15 protein-coding genes and 2 pseudogenes are annotated in these 18,814 nt (G+C 71.3%); 8 read left to right on the top strand and 9 right to left on the bottom strand.

Going from position 1 to position 18,814, the window contains the following annotated elements:
* Positions 1–137: 137 nt before the first annotated feature.
* Positions 138–1,481: an FAD-binding protein gene (locus N5I75_RS24455; protein ID WP_476680591.1), complete on the bottom strand. Its 1,344-nt coding sequence runs from the start codon at positions 1,479–1,481 to the stop codon at positions 138–140.
* A 393-nt stretch (positions 1,482–1,874) separates the two neighbouring features.
* Here N5I75_RS24455 and N5I75_RS24450 point away from each other — a divergent pair, with 393 nt between their 5' ends.
* The 4 genes from N5I75_RS24450 to N5I75_RS24435 all read left to right on the top strand — a co-directional run bounded on the left by N5I75_RS24450 (position 1,875) and on the right by N5I75_RS24435 (position 5,521).
* A complete protein-coding gene (locus N5I75_RS24450; protein WP_476680589.1) occupies positions 1,875–2,393 on the top strand; it encodes a phosphatase PAP2 family protein in 519 nt (172 codons plus the stop codon).
* 326 nt (positions 2,394–2,719) lie between these two features.
* Positions 2,720–3,607, top strand: coding sequence for a decaprenyl-phosphate phosphoribosyltransferase (locus N5I75_RS24445; RefSeq protein ID WP_476680738.1), 888 nt, complete (start codon positions 2,720–2,722; stop codon positions 3,605–3,607).
* A 286-nt stretch (positions 3,608–3,893) separates the two neighbouring features.
* Positions 3,894–4,415, top strand: a complete 522-nt coding sequence (locus N5I75_RS24440; protein WP_476680736.1) for a GtrA family protein — start codon at positions 3,894–3,896, stop codon at positions 4,413–4,415.
* A complete protein-coding gene (locus N5I75_RS24435) occupies positions 4,403–5,521 on the top strand; it encodes a YihY/virulence factor BrkB family protein (RefSeq protein ID WP_476680587.1) in 1,119 nt (372 codons plus the stop codon). Before N5I75_RS24440 ends, N5I75_RS24435 begins: the two co-directional genes overlap by 13 nt.
* A 277-nt stretch (positions 5,522–5,798) precedes the next feature.
* Here N5I75_RS24435 and N5I75_RS24430 read toward each other — a convergent pair whose 3' ends face one another.
* Positions 5,799–7,082: a D-alanyl-D-alanine carboxypeptidase family protein gene (locus tag N5I75_RS24430; protein WP_476680734.1), complete on the bottom strand. Its 1,284-nt coding sequence runs from the start codon at positions 7,080–7,082 to the stop codon at positions 5,799–5,801.
* A gap of 223 nt (positions 7,083–7,305) precedes the next feature.
* On the opposite strand from N5I75_RS24430, the gene N5I75_RS24425 reads away from it, so the two are divergent.
* The 3 genes and pseudogenes from N5I75_RS24425 (at position 7,306) to N5I75_RS24415 (ending at position 9,463) form a co-directional block, all read left to right on the top strand.
* Positions 7,306–7,554, top strand: coding sequence for an SCO4848 family membrane protein (locus N5I75_RS24425; RefSeq protein WP_398198087.1), 249 nt, complete (start codon positions 7,306–7,308; stop codon positions 7,552–7,554).
* A gap of 54 nt (positions 7,555–7,608) precedes the next feature.
* Positions 7,609–8,926: pseudogene (locus N5I75_RS24420) on the top strand (metallophosphoesterase).
* A 138-nt stretch (positions 8,927–9,064) separates the two neighbouring features.
* Positions 9,065–9,463, top strand: coding sequence for an ATP-binding protein (locus N5I75_RS24415; RefSeq protein ID WP_476680585.1), 399 nt, complete (start codon positions 9,065–9,067; stop codon positions 9,461–9,463).
* A gap of 158 nt (positions 9,464–9,621) precedes the next feature.
* Here N5I75_RS24415 and N5I75_RS24410 read toward each other — a convergent pair.
* Positions 9,622–11,066 (bottom strand): annotated as a pseudogene (locus N5I75_RS24410) (sensor histidine kinase); the annotation flags it as partial.
* Positions 11,067–11,259: 193 nt separating this feature from the next.
* Positions 11,260–11,937 carry a response regulator transcription factor gene (locus N5I75_RS24405; protein WP_476680583.1) on the bottom strand — a complete coding sequence of 226 codons (678 nt, stop codon included), beginning with the start codon at positions 11,935–11,937 and terminating at the stop codon, positions 11,260–11,262.
* A 611-nt stretch (positions 11,938–12,548) separates the two neighbouring features.
* Here N5I75_RS24405 and N5I75_RS24400 point away from each other — a divergent pair.
* Positions 12,549–15,116 (top strand): MMPL family transporter, encoded by a 2,568-nt coding sequence (locus tag N5I75_RS24400; RefSeq protein ID WP_476680732.1) that lies wholly within the window; start codon positions 12,549–12,551, stop codon positions 15,114–15,116.
* Positions 15,117–15,138: 22 nt separating this feature from the next.
* Here the strand turns inward: N5I75_RS24400 and N5I75_RS24395 are convergent, their stop codons facing one another.
* The 5 genes from N5I75_RS24395 to N5I75_RS24375 form a co-directional block, all read right to left on the bottom strand.
* Positions 15,139–16,269, bottom strand: a complete 1,131-nt coding sequence (locus tag N5I75_RS24395) for a D-alanyl-D-alanine carboxypeptidase family protein (protein ID WP_476680581.1) — start codon at positions 16,267–16,269, stop codon at positions 15,139–15,141.
* 154 nt (positions 16,270–16,423) lie between these two features.
* Complete coding sequence (locus N5I75_RS24390) at positions 16,424–17,215, bottom strand: TetR/AcrR family transcriptional regulator (RefSeq protein WP_476680579.1); 792 nt, start codon at positions 17,213–17,215, stop codon at positions 16,424–16,426.
* Complete coding sequence (locus N5I75_RS24385; RefSeq protein WP_476680577.1) at positions 17,145–17,774, bottom strand: thiol-disulfide oxidoreductase DCC family protein; 630 nt, start codon at positions 17,772–17,774, stop codon at positions 17,145–17,147. The genes N5I75_RS24390 and N5I75_RS24385 overlap by 71 nt, the downstream gene beginning before the upstream one ends.
* 26 nt (positions 17,775–17,800) lie before the next feature.
* Positions 17,801–18,208: a hypothetical protein gene (locus N5I75_RS24380; RefSeq protein ID WP_476680575.1), complete on the bottom strand. Its 408-nt coding sequence runs from the start codon at positions 18,206–18,208 to the stop codon at positions 17,801–17,803.
* A 97-nt stretch (positions 18,209–18,305) separates the two neighbouring features.
* Positions 18,306–18,722, bottom strand: a complete 417-nt coding sequence (locus tag N5I75_RS24375) for a VOC family protein (RefSeq protein WP_476680573.1) — start codon at positions 18,720–18,722, stop codon at positions 18,306–18,308.
* Between the last annotated feature and the right edge of the window lie 92 nt (positions 18,723–18,814).

Genomic DNA, 18,814 nt, shown 5'->3' with positions numbered 1-18,814 from the left:
GCCGCGGCGGGAATCGGACGGGCGGGTGCGTCACATGGATGCGTGCGTACGGGTGCGTGAGCGCAGGCGGGGACGAATTAAATTTCGGGAGCGAGTGCAAGTTCGGATGTGGAAATGGATCCGCGCCGGTCCAGAAATCACAGGTTCAGCCGACGCGACAAGTCGGAGCGGAAGACCTGTTGGGGGTCCATCCGTGCCCGCAGTGCGCGGAAATTCTCCAAGCGTGGATACATGGCCGAAAGAAGTTCGGGGCGGAGTCGGGAGTCCTTGGCGAGGTAGACGCGGCCGTCCGCCGCTGCCACCTCCTCATCGAGTTCGTCGAGGAATGTGGAGAGCCCCGGCAGATTGGCCGGGATGTCGAGAGCGAGGGTCCAACCCGGCATGGGAAAAGACAACCAGCCCGAATCCCCCTCGCCGAAGCGTTTGAGTACAGCGAGAAATGAAGGGCAGCGGCGCTTCGAAATGCGCTGCACGATACGTCGGAGAGCCTCTTCCTTCCCGTATCCGATGACGAACTGGTACTGCACGAAACCGCTGCGCCCATAAATTCGGTTCCAGTGCGGAACGCCGTCGAGGGGGTGGAAGAACGTCGACATCTTCTGGATCTCGCCGACACGTGATGCGGGGGCTTTGCGGTACCAGAACTCGTTGAACAGCCCGACTGTCGCCCGGCCCAGGAGACCTTCCGGGATGAAGGACGGAGCGGACGGGAGCCGGCCGGGTCGGAAGGCGAGCGACTTGCGACGTGAGCGGGCAGGCAGAGCGTCCAGCGGGGCGTGATCCCCTCGGGTCAGGACGGAACGGCCCAGTGCAGCTCCGCGGGCCAGCAGGTCGATCCAGGCGACCGAGTAGCGGTAACGGTGATCCGTGGCGGTGAGCCGGGCCAGCAGATCGTCGAGGTCGGAGGCGCGCTCGGTGTCGACGGTCATCAACGAGGTCTCGACGCGCTGCAGTTGCACCGTGGCGGTGAGGATGACGCCGGTCAGCCCCATGCCGCCGGTGGTGGCGTCGAAGAGTTCGGTGCCGCGCTCGACGATCCGGATCTCGCCGTCGGCAGTGAGGAGCTCGAAAGCGAGGACGTGGCGGGAGAACGACCCGGAGACGTGGTGGTTCTTGCCGTGGATGTCGGCGCCGATCGCGCCGCCGACCGTGACATAGCGCGTGCCCGGAGTCACCGGGACGAACCAGCCGAGAGGAAGGAGGACTTCCATCAACCGGTGCAGCGAGATTCCGGCGTCACACAACACAGTGCCGCCGGCGGCATCGATGGCATGGACCGCATCCAGCGCGGTCATGTCCAGGACGGCGCCCCCGGCATTCTGCGCCGCGTCGCCGTAGGCGCGGCCCAGGCCACGGGCGATGCCGCCCCGACGGCCGGGGAGGGCGCATTCCCCGATCGCCGCTACGACCTCCTCGTAGGAGCGGGGGCGCACCAGGTAGGCGGACGTGGGCGCCGTCCGGCCCCAGCCGGTGATGGGCACCGTGTCGTACCCAGGGGTCCACGCGGGAAGCGACCCCGAGGGCGGGGGCGGAGCGGCTTCGCTGCATGAAGAAGGGGATGAAGGGGTGGATTCAGAGGAGAGTGAGGCGGAAGTTGCTGCCGGGACCGAGGGGGAGGAAGAGGTCGGCTCAGCAGAGGTGGGGGCTGAAGGGCTGAGCGTGGATGCGGTCGGAGCGAGAGGCGAAGGGGCGGCGACAGGTGCGGGCACGGAAGTGGGGGCGGGTGCGGGGTCGGCAGCCATGTGCGAGACCGTATCGCCCTGAATAAGAGAATTCACTCCAAATCTGTCGATCTCTCCCCGGAACGGGTGATTCAGGGGATGTCGTTATGAATAGCCAACAATATGAGTGGTCCGGGACGCAGAGTGAGCCACATGGACGACCTGGACCGTCGATTGTTGTCGGCATTGCGTGACTGTGGCACCGACCGGCGCGTGGCCGGGGCGGCGCGTGCGCTGTCCTGGGCGGGCGAGCATGCGGCGTTGTGGCTGGCGATGGGGCTTGTGGGCGCCGCGGCCAATCGTGAACGGCGTACGGCGTGGTTGCGCGGGACGGCTCTGACGGCGGGAGCGCACCTGACCAGCATGGGTGTGAAACGGGTGGTGCGCAGGCCGAGGCCGGGCGGTGAAGCGGGCGCGGAACCGCTGGTGCGGACGGCGGGGAAGCACTCGTTCCCCAGCTCCCATGCGACGTCGGCGGCCGCGGCGGCAGTCGCGTACGGGGCGCTGGGGCCGGTGGGGGCGCGGCTGGTGCCGCCGCTGGCGGCCGCGGTGTGCGTCTCGCGGATGGTGGTCGGTGTGCACTATCCCTCCGATATCGCGGCGGGGGCGGTGCTGGGCGCACTCACCGCGCAGCTCGGGGCCCGTTGGGTGGCCGGGGGTGGGGCGCGGTGAGGGAACGAGTGGGGCGAGCGGAATCGGCGGGGCCGATTCAGTCAGCGGAGCCGGAGCCGGTGGAGCGGGCCGTGTTGGGGGAGGGGGCCGGGCCGTCGCGTGAGGAAGTGCGAGGTGCGGAGTGTGTCGAGGACGGGGGCAGGGCGGAGAAGGGGTCGAAGGGGGTCGGAATGGGTGGTGAGGTGCGTGAGGAGAGGGCTGGAGGTGTGGAGGACATGGGGGTGAGTGGGGGTGTGGCGTCGTGGACAGGGGCGGCGCGTGCCGGCGGGGCGGGCACGGTGGCGCTGGAGCGGCCGCGTGGGCAGGTTTCGGCGGGAGCCGTTGCCATGTCGGTCGGGTTGTCGGCCGGGTTGGTGAGGACGGCCAGGCCGAAGCAGTGGGTGAAGAACGTTCTGGTGGTGGCCGCGCCGGCTGCGGCGGGTGAGTTGTTCGCGCCGGACGCGATCGTGCGACTGGCAGTGGTGTTCGTGTTGTTCACGGCGGCGGCATCGGCGGTGTACCTGATCAATGACGCGCGGGACGCGGAGGCGGATCGGGCGCATCCGGTGAAGAGGCGTCGGCCGGTGGCGGCGGGGCTGGTTCCAGTGCCGGTCGCGTATGCCGTCGGCGGGGCGTTGGCCGTGCTCGCGCCGGTCGGGGCGGTGGTGCTGTGCAATCCGGTGACGGCGGCGTTGCTGGCCGCCTATGTCGGGATGCAGTTGGCGTACTGCGTCAGCCTCAAGCACGTGCTGGTGGTCGACCTGATCGTGGTGACCACCGGGTTCCTGATGCGGGCGATGGCCGGGGGACTTGCGCTGGGGATTCCGTTGTCGCGCTGGTTCCTGATCACCACAGGGTTCGGGGCGTTGTTCATGGTCTCGGCCAAGCGGTATTCGGAGTCGGTCCAGATGGCGGGCAGAGCGGGCGCCACGCGGGCTCTGCTGACCGAGTACACGACGGGATACCTGCGCTTCGTTTGGCAGTTGGCGGCCGGAGTGGCTGTGCTCGCGTACTGCCTGTGGGCGATGGAAGGGGCAGAGGCTGCGCACACCAGTCTGTTGCCGTGGCGGCAGTTGTCGATGGTGGCGTTCATCGTCGCGGTGCTGAGATACGCGGTCTTCGCCGACCGGGGCACGGCGGGGGAGCCGGAGGACGTGGTGCTGCGGGACCGGGCACTGGCGGTGATCGGGCTCGTCTGGCTGGCGATGTACGGGCTCGCGGTCGCGGGCTGGTGAGCGGCGGAGGCGTGGGGTGCCGCCAGGGGTGGGGGGAGCCAGGAGCCAGGGGTGGGGACAGGGCAGCGGAAGGGGGCGGGGTGTGGTGGCGGACGTGAGGGAAGTCGTGCGCGAGTGGCGCGAGGCGAGGGGAGATGCGCGTGTCGGGCCTGGAGTGAGGGGAGGTGCGCGTGAGCAGCGTGGAGTGAGGGGCAGTGCGCGTGAGCGGCCTGGAGTTTGGGGAGGCGTGCGTGTCGGGCGTGGAGTGAAAGGCGCTGTGCGCAACGGGTGTGGAGTGAGGGAGCGGCTGCGGGCGTTGAGGGCCGAGCTGATGGGGTTTGCGGTGGTGGGGGTGTGCGCCTACGCCGTTGACCTGGGGTTTTTTGTGTGGCTGCGCGGGTCGGTGGGGATGGATCCGATCTCTGCCAAGGCTCTGTCGTTCGTGGCCGGTTGTTCGGTGGCGTATGCGGGGAACGCGCTGGGGACGTACCGGAAGAGGGCGGCCGGGGCGTCGAAATTGCGGCAGTACGGGGTGTTCTTCGCGGTGAATGTGGCAGGGGCGGTGGTGCAGGTGCTGTGCATCGGGGTCTCGCACTACGCGCTCGGGTTCACGTCGTCGCGGGCGGACACGGTCTCGGGGGCCGGGGTGGGGATGGCTCTGGCCACGGTGGTGCGGTTCTGGGGTACTCGGACTCTGGCCTTCGGTGCGAGACCGAGTGAAGGGCCGGCTGACGAGAGGCCGGCGGCGGCGAGACGAGTTCGGCCGGGTGTGCCGGTCGAGCCGGTCGGACCGGTCGATCAGGGCAGGCGGGGATCATGGACTGGCTGAAGAGACTTCCCGTAATCGGGCCGTTGTTCGTCCGGCTGATGCGGACCCATGTCTGGAAGGCCTACGAGCGGCTCGACGAGGTGCTCTGGTCGAGGCTGGCGGCGGCGATGACGTTCATCAGCTTCCTGGCGCTGTTCCCGCTCATCACCGTGGGGGCGGCGGTCGCGGCAGGAACGCTTGGACCGGGGCAGCAGCGGAAGTTCGAGGAGAAGATCAGCGAGCAGGTGCCGGGGATCGCCGACCAGTTGGACCTCGGGGCGCTGATCGACAACGCCGGGACGATCGGGGTGGTGGCCGGGGCGTTGCTGCTGTTCACCGGTGTCGGCTGGGTCGGGTCGATAAGGGACTGCCTGCGGACCGTGTGGGAGTTGCCGCAGGGGGACGAGAACCCGATCCTGCGCAAGCTCAAGGATGCCGGGGTGTTGGTGGGGCTCGGGGGTGCCGGGCTCGCTTCGTTGGTGGCATCGACTGTGGCGTCCACGGCGGTGGGGTGGTCCGCGGATCACTTGGGGATCGACAAGGAGGGATGGGGCGGGGCGCTGCTTCAGGTCTTCGCGTTCGCTATCGCGGTGGCGGCGGACTTCCTGTTGTTGTTGTACGTGCTGACGTTGTTGCCGGGGGTGCATCCGCGGCGGCGGGATCTGCTCAAGGCGGGGTTGATCGGGGCGGCCGGGTTCGAGCTGCTGAAGCTGTTGCTCGGCGGGTACATCAAGGGGGTTGCCGGTAAGAGCATGTACGGGGCGTTCGGTACGCCGGTCGCGTTGATGTTGTGGATCAACTTCACGGCGAAGCTGGTGCTGTTCTGTGCGGCATGGACCGCGACGGGGCGTTTCGCTGCGCGGGGGCGGGATTCGGGGAGCGCCGAGTTGGAGGGGGCGGTGGGCTCCGCCGGTGTGGAAGGTGCGGGCAGTGCGCAGGGGGCCCGTGCCGGGAGCGCGGCAGGGGGCGAGGGTGGGGGAGCCGTTGAGGTTGAAGACGCCGGTGAGGCTGAGGGTGGTCGTGGTGGTCGAGGCGCGGAGGAGGCTGGCGGGAGTTCCCTTGCTGCTGGTGGGAGTTCCCTCGCTGCTGGGGGCGGGGCTGGTCGGGCGTCCAGAACCGGGAAGTGAACGCAGGGGACGCAATACGCAGTCGTGCCCCACAATTCTCAGCCCGGCGGCTGTGGCCCGGCCCGGCAGGCCTCAACCCAGCGCCTTCGATCCGGCAGCCTCAACCCGGAAGCCTCAGCCCGGCAACTGCAACCCGGCCGGACCAGCGGACCAGCCGGAGCAATCGCCCCGGCCGAGCTGTGCACGGCCAGAGCGTGCCGGAGCAATCGCCCCGGCCGAGCTGAGCATGGCCAGACCGTGGCGGAGCAAGAGCAGCCGAGTCGAGGAGATCCGGAGGTCACAGTTTGGGGGTGCGGGTGGGCCACTTCTTGCGGACCGTGAACGCCGCTGCGGCCAGGAGGGCCAAGGCGCCTGCGGTGATGGCGAGGGCGATGCCGATGCCGCTGGAGTTGGAGGTGGAGACCGCGGCGCGGGCGGCCGGCTTGGCGGGGCCCGCGTCGCCCTGGGAGGTGGCGGAGGCGCTGGGGGAGGCGGCGCTCTTCGGGGGGACGAGGGTGCCGACCGGGGTGACCTTGCCGTCGGCCTGGAAGCCCCAGTCGAGGAGGCGGGCGGTCTCCTTGTAGACCGCGTGGCTCTCCTTGGCGTCGGGGTGCATGACGGTGACGAGGAGGACCTTGTTGTTGCGTTCGGCGACGCCGGTGAAGGTGGCGCCCGCGTTGGTGGTGTTGCCGTTCTTGACGCCGGCGATGCCCTTGTAGGCGTCGAGGCCCACGTCGCCGGTGAGGAGGCGGTTGGTGTTCTGGATCTCGAAGCGGCTGGTCGTCTTCCCCTTCTTCTGCGACTCGGGGAACTTGGCGGTGGCCGTGGCGGCGTATTCGCGGAAGTCCGCCTTCTGCAGGCCGGAGCGGGCGAAGAGGGTGAGGTCGTAGGCGGAGGAGTACTGGCGGGGGGCGTCGTAGCCGTCGGGGCTGACGACGTGGGTGTCGTTGGCCTGGAGCTCGTCGGCGTGGGTCTGCATGTCCTCGACGGTCTGGGGGATGCCGCCGTTCATCGCGGAGAGGACGTGCACGGCGTCGTTGCCGGAGCGCAGGAAGACGCCGAGCCACAGGTCGTGGACGGTGTAGGTGAAGTTCTCCTTGACGCCGACGAGGCTGGAGCCCACGCCCATGCCGTCCAGGTCGGAGGGGAGGACCTTGTGCGTCGTGGTCTTGGGGAACTTGGGGAGGAGCGTGTCCGCGAAGAGCATTTTGAGGGTGCTGGCGGGGGGCAGTTGCCAGTGCGCGTTGTGGGAGGCGAGTACCTCGCCGGATTCGGCGTCCGTGACGATCCAGGACTTGGCGGTCAGGTCCTTGGGGAGGACGGGAGCGCCGGCTCCGAGGTTCACCTGGGTGCCCGGCTTGCCGAGCTGTGCGCCGCCGATGGTCGACATGTCGGCCGGGGGTCCGGCCTTGCCCGAGGCGTTCTTCGTCGGGTCACTGTCCGGGGTGTCCGCGGCGGACGCGGGCAGCGCGGCGGCCAGGGAGAGCGCGGAGACCGTCAGCAGGGCCGCGGAAGCCGCCAGCAGCCGGGTGCGCAGCGGGGCGGCCGTGGGCCTGGGCGCGGGCTGTCGGACGTTCTTCACGTACGGCGCGTCTGTCGCGGCCGTCGTGTCCGTCGTGTCGGTCGTGTCCGACGTGTCTGTGGTGTTCGACGCATATGACGAGTCCGACGAGTACGACGCATGGGAGGCAAGCACGGTCGGAAACGTACATGTACCCGGCCCGTAAGTCTTCGCCGAGGTGTTCTGTGTCTCTCCGGCCCCACCCCGGCGGCGGTGCGCGACGGCGGCTGACGATACTGAACGTATGAAGCTCAGCCGTCCCGTCTCCTGGTTCCTGCTCGCCTTCGGGGTATGGAGCTGGATCATCTGGATCACTTTCGTCAAGAACCTGTGGAAGGACGGCAGCGGCCTCGCCTTCGACGACGCCGGTGACCCGACGGCGTACTTCTTCGTGCATCTGACACTCGCCGTTGTCTCCTTTGTCTTGGGGACGGTCGTCGGAGGCATCGGGTTCCGTGGAGTGCGCGCTCTGCGGCGCACCTCGGCGACCTAGCGGGACGACAACAGGCCATAGCGGTGATAGCGGGCGGGACGGGTGGGCGGGGTCATGGTCGTTGTGTTTGTGCTGGTCGGCCTTGTGGTGCTCGGGGTCTTCGCGGCGTTGCACTACTACGCGTGCGGCGGCTCGTGCGGGACACGACGTCGGGGCCCGGGTGGCCGAGGCGGATCGGTGCGGGGGTGTTCGTCGCTGGGCCGGTGCTCATGTTCGCGGCGTTGATCGCGGAGCGGGCCGGGGCGCCGTTCCTGTTGCAGCGGATTCTGGCGTGGCCAGGGTTCCTGTGGATGGCCTTCGCGCTCTACCTGCTGCTTGCTCTGCTGGTGGGGGAGGTCGTCCGGCCCCTCCTGCGGCGCGTGTTCGTGCCCGAGGTTGCAGTAGCAGAGCTTGAGCCCACTCCGTCGCCCCACTCCGTGGCCCCGCTCCTGTCGGTCCCACTCCTGTCGCCACGCTGCCCGACTCCCCCGACTCTGCCCGCCCCGAGGCCGTCGCCCCCCAACTCCGTCGCCCCCCATCCCGCCGCGTCCGGCGTCACCACCCCCGACCCGACTCGGCGCCTTGTGCTCGCTCGGTCTGTCGGGGCCGTGGCCGCCGTCGCTGCTGTCGGGGTCGTGGGCAACGGGGCGTACGGCGTGCTGCGGGGGCCGAAGGTGAAGCGGGTCACCGTGCCGCTGGCCAAGCTGCCGCGTTCGGCGCACGGGTTCAGGATCGCGGTGGTCAGCGACATCCACCTCGGGCCCGTGCTCGGCGGGGGTTCGCCGAGCGGGTCGTGCACACCATCAACTCCACGCAGCCGGACCTGATCGCGGTTGTCGGTGACCTGGTCGACGGGAGTGTGGAGGACCTGGCCCCGGCGGTCGCCCCGCTCGCCGGTCTGCGCGCGCGGCACGGCGCCTTCTTCGTCACGGGCAATCACGAGTACTTCTCCGGCGCTGATCCGTGGGTCGCGCATGTGCGGGAGATCGGGCTGCGCCCGTTGGAGAACGCCCGGGTCGAGATGGGTGCGTTCGACCTCGCCGGGGTCAACGACATCAGCGGCGAGAGCCACGACGACGGGCCCGACTACGCGAAGGCGCTCGGCGACCGGGACAGATCCCGCGCCGCGGTGCTGCTCGCGCACCAGCCGGTGATGATTCACGAAGCGGTGCGGCACGGCGTCGACCTGCAGTTGTCCGGGCACACGCACGGCGGGCAGCTGTGGCCCGGCAACTTCGTCGCCGACGCGGCCAACCCGACGCTCGCCGGGCTCGAGCGGTACGGCGACACGCAGCTCTACGTCAGCCGCGGCGCGGGGGCATGGGGTCCGCCGGTGCGGGTGGGGGCGCCGTCCGACATCACGGTCGTCGAGCTCGCCTCCAAACAGGCCTGAGAACGCGAATCCCTCCTGTGCGTCGGCAAACTGTCCGAATAGTGGTGTGGGGAAAGTGAGCGCAGTGACACGCACAGTTGCCTTCACGCTGCATGATGTGTCGAACCTGTGTTCACTAAGTGGAGGAGGTGGCTACGTGTGTTGCGGCGCAGTGCGTTCAGACTGCCCCGACACCCGGCCTCGGTGGGGGTGGCGCGACTGCGTGTGCGCGATCACCTCGCTGTCTGGGGCCACACGGAACCGGCCGACGCGCTCGACGCCGCGATATTGCTCGTCTCCGAGCTGGCGACCAACGCGATCCGGCACGGGCCCGCGCGCGAACGGGAGTTCGAGATCGCGGTGACGGTGCTCGCGGACGGCTCGTGCTTCATCGAGGTGTCCGACGAGTCCACGGCCGATCCCGAGATGCGGCCGCCGCGCACCCCCGACGACGAGAGCGGTCGCGGCCTGCATCTGGTCGACGCGCTCGCCGAGGCGTGGGGCGTGTGGCATCGGGGCCGTTACGGCAAGACGGTCTGGGCGCTGGTGCGTTCCTGACCCCGCTCCATGGAGCCGGGCCCTGCCCCTGCCCCCTCCGCACCCTCTTCCGCGGTCCCCTCCGCGACCGCTTCTCCGGACCGCGCGCCGGCCACCGTCCCCGTTCCCGTTCCCGGCCTTGCTCCCGGTCCCGGGCCCGCTCCCGGCCTCCTTCCCGGGCCTGCCCCCGGCAGCGTCACCGTCACCGACAGCCCCGCCCCGGGCTCGTACGCACCGTGACCTCTCCGCCGTGCGCCTCCACCACCCCCTGCACGATGGCCAGGCCGAGCCCGCTCCCCGCGGCGCCCCCGACACGGAAGAAGCGGTCGAAGACGCGCGCCGCCTCCTCCGGTGCGAGCCCCGGGCCCTCGTCCGCGACGACGAGGCGTACCGCGCCGGAATCGGCCGGCTCCCGCGTCACGGACACCGCGACCGGAGTACGGGCCGGCGTGTGCACCCGTACGTTGGTGAGGAGGTTGCCCAGGATCTGGCGCAGCCCCGACTCGTCGGCGCGGACGAGTACCGCCCCTTCGGCGGCGACCGTCACCGGGCGTTCGGGCTGCTGCACCCGCAGGTCGTCGGCGGCGTCGCGGGCGAGGCGGCTCAGGTCGACGTTGCGCAGGCGGAGTTCGGGGCGCTGGTCGAGGCGGGCCAGGGTGAGGAGCTCGTCGACGAGGCGCTGCATGCGGTCGGCCTCGGCGTTGACGCGGTGCCAGGCGCGGGCCCGTTCCTCGGGGTCGCGGAGCATCCCCTTGTCGTAGAGCTGGAGGTAGCCGCGGATCGCGGAGAGCGGCGTACGCAGTTCGTGTGAGGCGTCGGCGACGAAGCGGCGGAGCTGGGCGGCGCTGCGTTCGCGTGTGTCGAAGGCCGATTCGACCTGGTGCAGCATCGAGTTCAGGGCGATGCGGAGTTGTTCGGTCTCCTGGGCGGGCGCGCGGCGCGAGGGCACGCGCCGGGTCAGATCGCCCTCGGCAATGGCGGACGCCGTCTCCACCATGTCCTCCAGGGGGCGCAGGCGGCGCCGCGTGCCGAGCAGTGTCGCCACGGCGAGGAACAGCAGCAGCGCGGCGCCGAACGCGAGATCGAGGTGCAGTGCCTTGTGGACGGCGGACTGCACGGCGCCGGTGGAGGTCGCCATCAGGATGGTGGTGTCGTCGGCGAGGTGGGCACCGACCAGGCGGTACGGGTCGCCGCCGAGGTGCAGGTCGCGGACGGCGGTGTCGCGGGCGAGGGCGGCGGGGTCGTCGACGGCGGCGGCCAGTTCGCGCTGGCGGGCGGTCGGGCGGAGGGCGCCGACGGGGACCGGGTCGCCGTCCTTGTCGACGGCGACGAACACCGATTCGGACCGGGGGAGCGAGCCCGCCGCGCCGGTGCCGCCCGGTGACATCTTGTCCAGCGCGATGCCCAGCTGGCTGAGGGCCTGGACCTGTTTGAGGGTGATGCCCGTGCGCTGGATGGAGGTGCGGGAGGCGCGCAGTTCCTGGTCGACGTTGTCGAGGAGGAAGTGGCGCATGCCGATCAGGCTGACGGCGGTCGCGGCGACGATGCCGAGGGCGAGCAGCACCACGTTGGCCAGGGTCAGTTTGGCGCGCAGGGAGTGCATTCCGCGCCGGTGCCGCCTCATCGCGCGGTCGTCCACTGCCGCCGCGCGGTCCTCTGTCGCCGCCCGGCCAACTGTCGCTGCCCGGCCAACTGTCGCTGCCCGGCCAACTGTCGTCGCCCGGCCAACTGTCGCTGCCCGGCCAACTGTCGTCGCCCGGCCAACTGTCGTCGCCCAGCTCGCTGTTGTCGTCCGGCCGCCGGGCTCAGCCGCGTGCTCACAGCGCCGCCAGTCCGTAGCCCACGCCGCGCCGTGTCGTGATCAGCGGTGGGCCGAGGGTGTCGAGTTTGCGGCGCAGGTAGCTGATGTAGGTCTCGACCACCGTGGACTCGGCCGTTGCCGCGTGCTCGAACTGCCATACATGGCGCAGGAGCTGCTCCTTGGGCACGATCCGGCCGCCGTTGCGCACGAGGAAGCGGAGGAGGGCGTACTCGGTGGGGGTGAGGTGGACGGCTCGGCCGTCGCGGTGGACGGTGTACGTGACGTCGTCGAGTTCGAGGTCGCCGTAGGTGAGCGGGGGCCGCTGCGGCAGGACGTCCGTCGGGCGGGTGCGGCGCAGGACGGCGTGGAGCCGGGCCATGACCTCGTCGATGTTGAACGGCTTGGTGATGTAGTCGTCGCCGAAGCCGAGCGCGCCGACGACCTCGGCGGGTGCGTCCCGGGCGGTGAGGAAGACGAGCGCCATCTCCGGTCGCCGCGTGCGCAGTTCGCGCCCGAGGGCCCGGCCGTCGCCGTCCGGCAGCATGATGTCGAGGAGCGCCGCGTCCGGGCGGGTCCGCTCGGCGAGGGCGAGGGCCTGGCGCACGGTGCCGGCCGTCATCACCTCGAAGCGGTGGTAGCGCAGGGCGATCGTGAGCACATCGGCGATACTCGGCTCGTCCTCGACGACGAGCACGGTCGCGACGTGCGCCTCCGGCGTGGACCCGGTACGGGTTTCCGGGGCGGACGCGGCACGGGCCGCCTCCGCAGCGGATCGGGCATCGGCCTCCGGGGCGGATGCGGCGCGAGCCTCTGGGGCGGGCGCGGCGTGGGCTTCCGGCGCGGTCCCGCCACGGGCCTCCGTCGCGGACGGCGCGGACCCGGCACGGGCCTCCGTCGCGGACTCGGCACCGGCTCCCGGAGCGGACCCGGCACCGACCTCCGGCGCGCAACCGCCACAGACCTCCGACGCCCACCCGTCACAGCCCTCCGTCGCACACCCGGCACCGGCCTCCGTCGCGGACCCGGCACCAGTCTCCGGCGCCCACCCCCCAAGCACCGCCCCCGCCCCCACGCTCCCGTCCCCGGCGCGCCCCCGCGCAGTGTTTCTGCCTTCGGCACTCATGCCCCAAGTATCCGCGCGCCCCGCCCCCGCAGGGGCCCCGGGCTTCTTGGAGTTCCTTGAGAGTCATGGGCGGGCCGCGGCGGGGCGCGGGTCGGCGGCGGATGCTGAGGTCCGCACGGGTCAAGGCCTCGGGGGACGCGGTCGCATCGACAAGGAGCGAAGGAGCGAGCAACGTGACGGCATTGGCACGGTGGTGCTACACGCACCGCCTCGTGGTCCTGATGCTGTGGCTGGGGGCGCTGTTCGGCCTCGGGGCCACGGGCACGGCGGCGGGCACCGACTACGCGAACGTCTTCTCCCTCCCGGACACCGACTCCAAGACGGCGTACGACGAGATGACGAAGGCGTTCCCCGAGCGCGCGGGCGACACGGACACGATCGTCTGGAAGACCGGAGACGGGGCGGGTTCCGTACGGGACCGGGGTGTGCGGGAGCGGATCGAGCCCGCGCTGGAGGACATCGCCGCGATGAAGGGCGTCGGCGAGGTCACCAGCCCGTACGGGACGGGGCCCGGCGCGGCGGCGCAGATCAGCAAGGAGGGCGGCGGCGCCATCGCCTATGCCCGGATCGTCTTCACCCAGCAGGCCAACGAGGTGCCGAAGGACCTCGTGCAGGATGTCGTCGACCGGGCGCGAGCGGCCGAACGCGACGGGCTCCAGGTCGAGCTGGGCGGCCAGGCCATCACCCGGATCCAGGAGCCGCCGCAGGGCCTGTCCGAGGCGGTCGGCGTCGCGGCGGCCGCGGTCGTGCTGTTCCTGGCGTTCGGCTCGCTGTTCGCGATGGCGCTGCCGATCGTCGTCGCGGTGATGGGCGTGGGTACGGGCCTGATGTCGACGGCGCTGATCAGCCACGTCACGGACGTCCCCGAGGTCGCCCCGCTGCTCGGCTCGCTGATCGGGCTCGGCGTCGGCATCGACTACGCCCTGTTCATCGTCACCCGCCACCGCAGGGGCATCGAACGCGGCCTCGCCCCCGAGGAGTCGGCGGTCCAGGCGCTCAACACCTCGGGCCGGGCCGTGCTGTTCGCGGGCGGCACGGTCTGCATCGCGCTCGCCGGGATGCTGGTCATGAACCTGCGCTTCCTCGACGGCGTCGTCATCGCCACCTCCCTCACTGTCGTGCTCTCCGTCCTCGCCGCGATCACGCTGCTGCCGGCGCTGCTCGGTCTCCTCGGCCCGCGCGTGCTCAGCCGCCGCAGGCGCCGCCGCCTCGCCGCGCAGGGACCGGACCCGGCCGAGCCGAGCGGGCTCGCGGCGCGCTGGGCGGCGTACGTGCAGAGGCGGCCGCGGACGATCGGCGCGGCGGCGGTCGTCGTCATGCTGGTCCTGGCGATCCCCGTGCTCTCACTGCGCCTCGGCGCCACCGACCAGGGCAACCACAAGACCTCGACCACCACCCGGCAGGCCTACGACCTTCTCGCGGAGGGCTTCGGGCCCGGGTTCAACGGGCCGCTCCAGGTCGTCGTGCCGGACGGCGCCGACGCGTCCGAACTCGTGGCACGGATCCGTACGGCCGACGGCGTCGCGCAGGTCGCGGCGGCGCCGCCCGCGCACGGCGTCTCCGTCGTCCAGGTGGTGCCGACGACCTCACCGCAGTCCGTGGAGACGGACGAGCTGATCGACCGGCTGCGCGACGACGTGATCCCGCAGTCCGGGGTCGAGGCCCATGTCGGCGGTGTGACCGCGGTCTTCAAGGACTTTGCGGCGGTGACCGGCGACCGCCTCCCGTACTTCATCGGCACGATCATCGCGCTCGGTTTCCTGCTGCTCCTGGTCGCGTTCCGCTCGCTGGTGGTCCCGCTGACGGCGGCGCTGATGAACCTGATCGCGGCGGCGGCCTCGTTCGGCGTGCTCGTCGCGATCTTCCAGTGGGGGTGGGGCGCGGAGGCCCTCGGCCTCGGCAAGGAGGGGCCCATCACGGCCTTCCTCCCGGTCATCATGCTGTCGCTGCTCTTCGGCCTCTCGATGGACTACCAGGTGTTCCTGGTCAGCCGGATGCACGAGGAGTGGGTGCACACGAAGGACAACGCGCGCGCCGTACGGGTCGGCCTCGCCGAGACCAGCCGCGTCATCAACTGCGCCGCGCTGATCATGGTCTGCGTCTTCTCCGCGTTCGTCCTCAGCGGTGACATGGAGGGTGCGATGGCGGGCATCGGGCTCGCGGCGGCGGTCGCCCTGGACGCGTTCATCCTGCGTACGGCGCTGGTGCCGGCGGCGATGTTCCTGCTCGGCCGGGCCAACTGGTGGCTGCCGCGCGGCCTCGACCGGCGCCTGCCCCACCTCGCGGTGGAGCCCCGCGAGACCCCGGCGCCGCCCCCGCCACCGCCGCCCGGCGTCGGCACGCCGGCCGGGTCCACCGTCGTCCACGGCTTCCTGCGTACCCCGGACGGCGACCCGCTCGCCGGGGCCGCGGTCATCCTCGTCGCCGGGGACGGCCGCCCGCTCGACCGCGTCGAGTCCCTGGCCGACGGCTCCTACATCGTGGCGGCCCCGGCCCCCGGCACGTACGTCCTGACGGTGACCGCGCCCGGCCGGGACGGCGCCGACGCGCTCGCCCGGCGCGTCACGGTCGTCGACGAACCACTGGTGTACGACGTGGAGGTGGACGTGGAGGTGGAGGTGGAGATGAAGGTCTCGACGGAGGCCGAGACCGACCCGCGCACAGGCGTGACCCCGGGCACAGGCGTGGCCCCGGGCACAGGCCTGGGCCCGCGCACAGGCGCCGACCCGCGCACGGACGCCGTGCGTTGACGGAGCCGGAGGCCACCGGGGTTCACGCCTTGCGGCGTCGCCCGGTGGGCCTCCCGTTCCCGCGCCTGCGCAACGCGAAAAGACCGCCGCCCGCCAGCGCCGCGACCGCCGCCGAGCCGCCCAGTGCCCAGCCTTCCGAGCTCTGGGCGGGCGGCGTCGCGGAGGCGGCGCCGGGAGCACCGGGAGCGCCCGGCACGGGGGACGCCGAGGACCTGGGCTGTTCGCTCAGCGGCGGGACCAGCTCGCCGACCGCGCTCACCTTGTCGCCCGCCGCGAAAGCCCAGTCCAGGAGCGCGGCCGTCTCCGCGTAGACCGCCTCGTACCCGGCCTTCGGATGCATGACGGTGACCAGGAGCGTGCGTCCCTCGCGGGTCGCGGCGCCGGTGAAGGTGTTGCCCGCGTGCGAGGTGTAGCCGTTCTTGACGCCGATGAGGCCCTCGTACGCGGCGATGCCCTGCCCGGTCAGGAGGCGGTCGGTGTTCTGGATCTGGAACGTCTTGCCTCCGCCCGCGGGGAAGTCGGCGACCTTCGTGGCGCAATAGCCGCGGAAGTCCGCGTTCCGCAGCCCGGCGCGGGCGAAGAGCGTCAGGTCGTACGCGGACGAGACCTGGCCCGGGTGGTCGAAGCCGTCCGGGCTGACCACGTGCGTGTCGAGCGCCTGGAGGTCCCGCGCGCGGGCCTGCATCGCCGCGACCGCCTTGCCGACGCCGCCGTACATCGAGGCGAGCACGTGCACGGCGTCGTTCCCGGAGCGCAGGAAGACGCCCTGCCACAACTGGTGGACGGTGTACGTGGTTCCGGCCTGGATGCCGACGAGGCTGGAGCCCGCCGGGATGTCGGCCAGATCCTCCGCCGTCACCTTGTACGTCATGCCGTGCTCGAACTCCGGCAGGACCGTGTCCGCGAACAGCATCTTCAGCGTCGACGCGGGCGGCAGGACGCGGTGGGCGCCGTAGGAGGCGAGGACGTGGCCGCTGTCGCCGTCGGCGACGAGCCACGCCTTCGCGGCGAGCTTCGGCAGCTTCGGGGCTCCCGCGCCGTACCGCACCTGCACACCGGAGGCGGCCAGCCGCTCGCCCCCGATCACGGAGGTGGCGGCGGACGCGCCCTGAGCGGCGGGCAGAGCGAGTGCGGCCGCCGCGCCGAGGCCCATGCCTAGGGCGCTGCGGCGGCTTATGCGCGAGACGGTCCGCGAGGTATGTGGGGGAAGAGGGGGCTGTGGGGGAGGGGTGGTGCCGGGCATTCCGCGACCGTACCGGCCCAAGCCCGGGTAAAGGACAGAGGGGCCCGGGGCACACACCCACGGGCTACGGTTCCTCCGGCGCCGTCCGCGTCATCCCCGGCAGGAAATCGATGAACAGTTCGTGCACCTCAAGGACGAGCGGGCGCAGGACCCGGAACCGGGCGAGCGCCACGCCCCGCGCGGTGAGCCGGGCGCCCCTCTCGGCGAGGCGCCGGCTGCGCTCGCGGCCCGGCGAACTGTCGAAGACCCAGTAGAGGACGAGCCCCATCTGGGACAGCCACATCAGCTCGGGCAGGATGACCGCGAGCTCCTTCGCCACCTTCGACCTCGACCCGGCGAGCACCTCCCGGTGCACCGCGATCGACGCCTCCCGCGCCCCCTCCGACTCCGCCGAGAAGGGGCTGAGCGGCGAGTCCGGGTCGGCCGCGTTCTTGAAGAACTGCGCCGCGAACTCGTGGTACGGCTCCGCGATCTCCAGCCACGCCCGGAGGACCCCGGCGAGCCGCGCCTGGAGGTCGGTCTCCTGGTCCAGGACGGACCGGACCGCCGCCTGGTGCTCGGCGGCGATCTGGTCGTAGAACCCCTGGATGAGGTGTTCCTTGCCGGCGAAGTAGTAGTACGCGTTGCCGACGGAGACCCCGGCCTCCTGGGCGATGGCCCGCATCGTCGTCTTGTCGTAGCCCCGCTCCCGGAACAGCCGCATCGCGGTCTCCAGGATCAGCGCCCGCGTCTGCTCACTCTTGGCGCCCTTGGCCTCCGACTTGTCTGTAGCCACGCCCAAGAGCCTAATCGGCCACGCGGCAGCCGGTGTCACAGGCCGCGCTCCCGACCCCGTTGCTCGCGCCCCCCGCCCCATGGCCTTGGCTCGCGCTCCCGGCCCCGCGGCTCCCGCTCCCGGCCCCGTGGCTAGCGCCCCCCGCCCCATGGCCTTGGCTCGCGCTGACCGTGCCGGGCCGCACGTAGTACCAGCCGTCCTTCGCGTCGTACACCCAGCCGTCCGCGCGCCGGTACGCCCCGCCCCCGGCCTGCCGGCCCTGGTGCAGTTCGCGGTACTTGGCGGCGCCGAGCACCACCTGCTTGGCGACCTTCATCCCGGCGGGCGTCGCCATGCGGTGGGCGGTGGCCCGGTGCTCGCGCAGCGCCCACATGCAGACGACCCAGGCGGCGGGGCCGCGGTAGAGCTGCCCGCCGTCCCCGATGACGGTGATGTCGGTGAGCGTCGCCGAGTGGTCGATGCCCGGGAAGCGGCCGCGCGCCTCGTCGGAGCCCGCGGGCACGAAGTCCAGCGGCACCAGTTGCCGTTGCCGGGCCAGCCAGCCGCGGGCGAACGTGCACAGTGGGCACTCGGCGTCGTAGAGCACGGTGAGCCGGCGGACCGGAGCGTCCCCCCGGGCGCCCCGGTCCGTCTCCCCCATGGCTCCCCCCGGGGTTCCCACCGCTGTCACGCCCCGGCCACCGGAGCGGCCCAGCCCTGCGGCGGGACCGGCGGCTGCTGTTCGCGCTCCATGACGCCGCGCCGCCGGATCTTGTTGAGGACGTAGACGTTGCCCAGGTGCATCACGCCGAGGACGAGGAGCACGACGCCGAGCTTGGTCGACAGCGCCTCGAAGACGCCTCGGGCGTTCTCGATGGTCCCGTCGCCGCTCAGGTAGAGGGCGACGAAGCCGAGGTTCACCAGATAGAAGCCGACCACCAGCAGGTGGTTGACGGCGTCGGCCAGCTTTTCGTTGCCGTGCAGCACGTCGGCGAGGAAGACCTTGCCGTTGCGGCTCAGCGTGCGTGCCACCCAGACGGTCAGACCGATGCTGATGACGAGGTACACGACGTAGGCGACCACTGTGAGGTCCATGCCCCACCCTCCTTGAACTGCCTTGAACGCGTTCAAAAAACGCTGACAGGAGTGACAGTAGACCTGTTTTTGAACACGTTCAAGCTGGAGGGCGGAATCAGCAAGTGCGCGCCAGCTCGGGGCGTTTGAGGTAGTCCGTGAACCCGATGACGTTGCCCCAGGGGTCCGCGATCTCGACGACGTACCCGGTGGATGTGGAGAAGGGCGGATCGAGCGGCTTGATGCCCGCTTCGAGCAGGGAGCGGGCGGTCGCGCGGGCGTCCGGCACCTCCAGCCAGAGCCGCGTCGCGGGCCACGGCGGCAGCCGGTGCGTGAACCCTTCCTCGGCCCGCAGCAGCAGCCCCGGCGTCTCCTTGCCGACGCCGAGGAGTGCGATACCGGCCTCGTCGAGACGGAACTTCACGGGGAACCCGGCGCGCTCGTAGAAGGCGGCGGCCTCGGCCAGGTCGCCGACGGGGAGCAAGGCGTTGTCGAAGCCGAGGGTGTCCAGCGATGATGACGTGACCTGTGACATACCGTCAGATTAGCGCTGAATCGGTCAATTCCCCGCGTACGAGGCGGTGGCGCGACCGTGGCGCCCCGGAAACGGCCGTGGGCCCCGCTCCA

The organism is Streptomyces sp. R818 (genome assembly GCF_056172735.1).
This window is presented reverse-complemented; position numbering and strand designations above follow the sequence as displayed.